Here is a 3730-nt window from a genome sequence, read left to right as displayed (position 1 = left end):
GGCGCTGGAGGCCGCGTGCAGGGCGTGGGCGACCTGCGGCAGGCCGTAGGTCTCGAGCCCGTGGACCAGGATGCCGCCGCCGACCCAGATCATCGCCGCGGTGCCGACGATCGCCAGCAGCGCGAGGAAGGGCGGCATTCCCTTGACGATGCCCCGCCCGAGGGCGCGGACGAAACTTCCGAACGCGGATCTCGACGTGCTCGCGGCCATCGCCATGCCGGCGTCGTCCGCCTTCACGATCAGCGCCACCGCGCCGTAGACGAAGGCGGTGATGCCGACGGCCACCAAAGCGAGCACGGCAGCCTTGGTGACGACGCCGCCCTCGGGGAGCGCGGCCAGCGTGATCGCCATGATCTCGGCCGACAGGATGAAGTCGGTCTTGATCGCGCTCGAGACCTTGCGGTCCTCCATCGCCCGGCCGTCGCCGCCGGCGTCGGGCTGGGCGTCGTGCGCGTGGCCGGCATGGGGGACCAGCGCCTCGTAGACCTTCTCGGTTCCCTCGTAGCAGAGGTAGGCGCCGCCGAGCATGAGCAGCGGGGTGATCGTCCAGGGCGCGAAGGCGCCGAGCGCCAGGGCGGCCGGCGTCAGGAACAGCAGCTTGTTGCGCAGCGAGCCGACCGCGATCTTGGCGACGATCGGCAACTCGCGCTCGGCGGCGAAGCCGACGACGTAGCGCGGCGTCACCGCCGCGTCGTCGATCACCACGCCGGCGGCCTTCACCCCGGCCTTAGCCGCCTGGCCGGCGACGTCGTCGAGGGAGGCCGCGGCCACCTTGGCGATCCCGGCGACATCGTCGAGGAGGGCGATCAGACCGATGCTCACGTGAAGGCGTCCTCCGAAAGGTCGAGCCTTCTGTGCAGAGGACGTTCACGAAGTCGATAGCGGATCGTCACCGACCGCGGCGTCAGCACCGGAAGAGAAGAGCGTCAGTTCGTCGGCTCGCCGGCCGAGACCTTCGCGGTCCAGTCGTCGAAGGCGATCACCGGCTGGCGCTGCTCGCCGAGGCGATCGATGCGCACCACCATCTCGTCCCCGGCCTTGAGGTAGCGCGGCGGCTTCATGCCGAGTCCGACGCCCGGCGGGGTGCCGGTCGTGATCACGTCGCCGGGCTCCAGCATCATGAAGTGCGAGACGTAGGCGACGAGCTGCGGCACATCGAAGATCATCGTCGCGGTGGAGCCGGTCTGCATGCGCTGCCCGCTCACGTCGAGGCTCATCGCGAGACTGCCGAGGTCGGGCACCTCGTCGAGCGTCACCAGCCACGGCCCGAGCGGCCCGAAGGTCGGGCAGCCCTTGCCCTTCGTCCAGGTCGGGCCGCGCTCCATCTGCCATTCGCGTTCGGAGACGTCGTTGCAGATGCAGACGCCGGCCACGTAGTTCAGCGCCTCGTTGGCGTGGACGTAGGAGGCGCGGGAGCCGATCACGACGGCGAGCTCGACCTCCCAATCGGTCTTGGCCGAGCCCTTGGGGATGATCACGGTGTCGTTGGCGCCGACGATGCAGGACGGCGCCTTGTTGAACACGATCGGCTCGGACGGGATCGGCGAGCCGGTCTCGGCGGCGTGGTCGGCGAAGTTGAGGCCGATCGCCACGAAGTTGCGGGTGCCGCCGACGCAGGGGCCGAGCCGGGTGGATTCCGGCAGCAGGGGCAGCGTCTCAGGGTCGATCAGGCGGAGCCGGTCGAGGGATTCGGGCGAGAGGCCCGGCCCGGCGATGTCGCGCAGGACGCCGGATAGGTCGCGCAGTCCGCCGCCGCCGTCGATCAGACCCGGCTTCTCGTCGCCGGTCGCACCGTGCCGAACCAGTTTCATCGTCCGTCCACTCCCTGCGTTCCGCAACCTCGTGCGCAGGAAGGTGGGTGTCGTGGCAGCCGGGTCAAGCGTGACGAGGCCGGCGCCCCCGTCGTCGGCGATGGCGCCCTGGAATATCCGGCGGGAGCCATCCGGGACAAAGGGTGCACCGGAGGCGGGTGCCGGCATGTGGCAGAAAGCGCACATGGCTCGCCCAAAGACGCCCGGCGGCGCAAAGGGTAAATAGTCCTGTACGCTACCGCAGATCGTTTACATATGAACGAAGATTGGTGGATACCTTCGTTTCAACCGATCTACAAATCTAAGAATATTAAAACTAGTATTTTTATCAATTTATACTGATAAAATTTAGCGACTGTCGGGCGTTGTGTCTCCTGCCGAATATTGGCACAGATTTAACCGAGGCGACGGCCCGAATGGGCGGCACCGAACGAGTGCACCGCCGGATCGTATGGGGAGACGACCATGGCAAAGACATTGCGCGCATTCGCGACGGCCGGCGTTTCGGCGGCCGCGTTGATGATCGGCACGGCGGGCGCCCAGGCCGGCGCCTTCGGATTGCGCGAGCAGAGCGCCATCGCGGTCGGCATGGCCGATGCCGGCGCGGCCTCCGGCGGCGGCGGCGTGTCCTCGATGTTCTGGAACCCCGCCGTGGTGACGATGCGTCCCGGCTGGGTCACCGAGCAGAACCTCACGTATGTCGGCCTGTCCGGTAAGATCACGCCGACGACCCCGACCAATCCGGGCTTCATCGGCCTCGGCGGATCGGGCGAGATCGGGCAGGGCGCCGTGCTGCCCTCGAGCGCCACCGCCTACCAGCTCAACGACCGCCTCTGGATCGGCATCCAGACCGGCGCGCCGTTCGGCCTCGTGACGAAGCCGCAGCAGACCTGGGCCGGCGAGGTCTACGGCCGCTCCAACCGGATCTTCTCGCTCGCCTTCAACCCGGTCGTCGGCTTCAAGGTCAACGATTGGCTGTCGGTCGCCGCCGGCCCGAACATCGAGTATTTCCGCCTGACCCTGCGGCAGGCGCTGCCGATCCCGGGCCTGTCCCCGACGGCGTATCCGAGCAGCTTCCTCAAGGGCGATTCCTGGGGCGTGGGCTTCACCGCCGGCGTGCTGGTGACGCCCTGGGCCGGCACCGCCATCGGCGTGGGCTATCGCTCCTCGGTGCATCACGACATCGAAGGGTCCATCGGCGTGCCGCTGGTGGCGCTGGCGCCGCTCGCCGGCCAGGTCCGCTCGAACCTCAACACCCCCGAAAAACTCAGCGTCGGCCTGACGCAGTCGCTGGCTCCGAACTTCCGGATGAACCTCGGCTTCGAGTGGGACAACTGGTCGAGGCTCGGCACCGTCGGCATCGTGTCCGAGGCCCGCAACGTGCCGGTCAGCTTCCTGCCGCTCAACTACAAGGACGGCTACACCTATTCGATCGGCGGCGAATACGACTGGTCGCCGGCCCTGACCGTGCGCGCGGGCGTCTCCTACGAGCAGTCGCCGATCGACTTCTCGAACCGTTCGGTGCGGCTGCCCGACGGGGACCGCGTCAACCTCGCCGTCGGCGGCAGCTACCGCTGGAGCGACAAGCTCCTGCTGACGCTGGCCTACTCGCACCTGTTCGTGGAGCGCAGCCGAATCCTCGCCGGACCGGGCCGCGACTACAACACCGGCAACATCGTCTTCGCCGGTCTCGTAGACGGCAGCGCGGACATCGTCTCAGTGGGCTTCCGCTACACCTTCGACGCCCCGGCGGCCCCCGCGCCCGTCCCGCTCGTCCGCAAGTACTGAGGCCCGAACGACCGGTCCGGGGCGGAGCCGTCCCGGACCTACGCAGGAACCGGCCAAGGCGGCGATTAGGCCGTCGTCAGGCTTTCATGCGCACGTAGGTGCCGGGCGCCGGCGCCAGCGAGGGCAGGGCG

3 protein-coding genes are annotated in these 3730 nt (G+C 68.4%); 1 reads left to right on the top strand and 2 read right to left on the bottom strand.

Going from position 1 to position 3730, the window contains the following annotated elements; genetic code table 11:
• Nucleotides 1–822 (bottom strand): DUF808 domain-containing protein (locus tag FV222_RS19870; RefSeq protein ID WP_147815455.1); only part of this gene is annotated, 822 nt, incomplete at its 3' end.
• 104 nt (nucleotides 823–926) lie between these two features.
• The gene (locus FV222_RS19865; RefSeq protein WP_147762245.1) at nucleotides 927–1811 is read right to left on the bottom strand and encodes a fumarylacetoacetate hydrolase family protein; all 885 of its coding nucleotides are present in this window, start codon (nucleotides 1809–1811) and stop codon (nucleotides 927–929) included.
• A gap of 465 nt (nucleotides 1812–2276) precedes the next feature.
• Here FV222_RS19865 and FV222_RS19860 point away from each other — a divergent pair, with 465 nt between their 5' ends.
• A complete protein-coding gene (locus tag FV222_RS19860; protein ID WP_147751829.1) occupies nucleotides 2277–3599 on the top strand; it encodes an outer membrane protein transport protein in 1323 nt (440 codons plus the stop codon).
• Nucleotides 3600–3730 lie beyond the last annotated feature (131 nt).

The organism is Methylobacterium sp. WL103, assembly GCF_008039885.1.
Lineage (GTDB): Bacteria > Pseudomonadota > Alphaproteobacteria > Rhizobiales > Beijerinckiaceae > Methylobacterium > Methylobacterium cerastii.
This window is presented reverse-complemented; position numbering and strand designations above follow the sequence as displayed.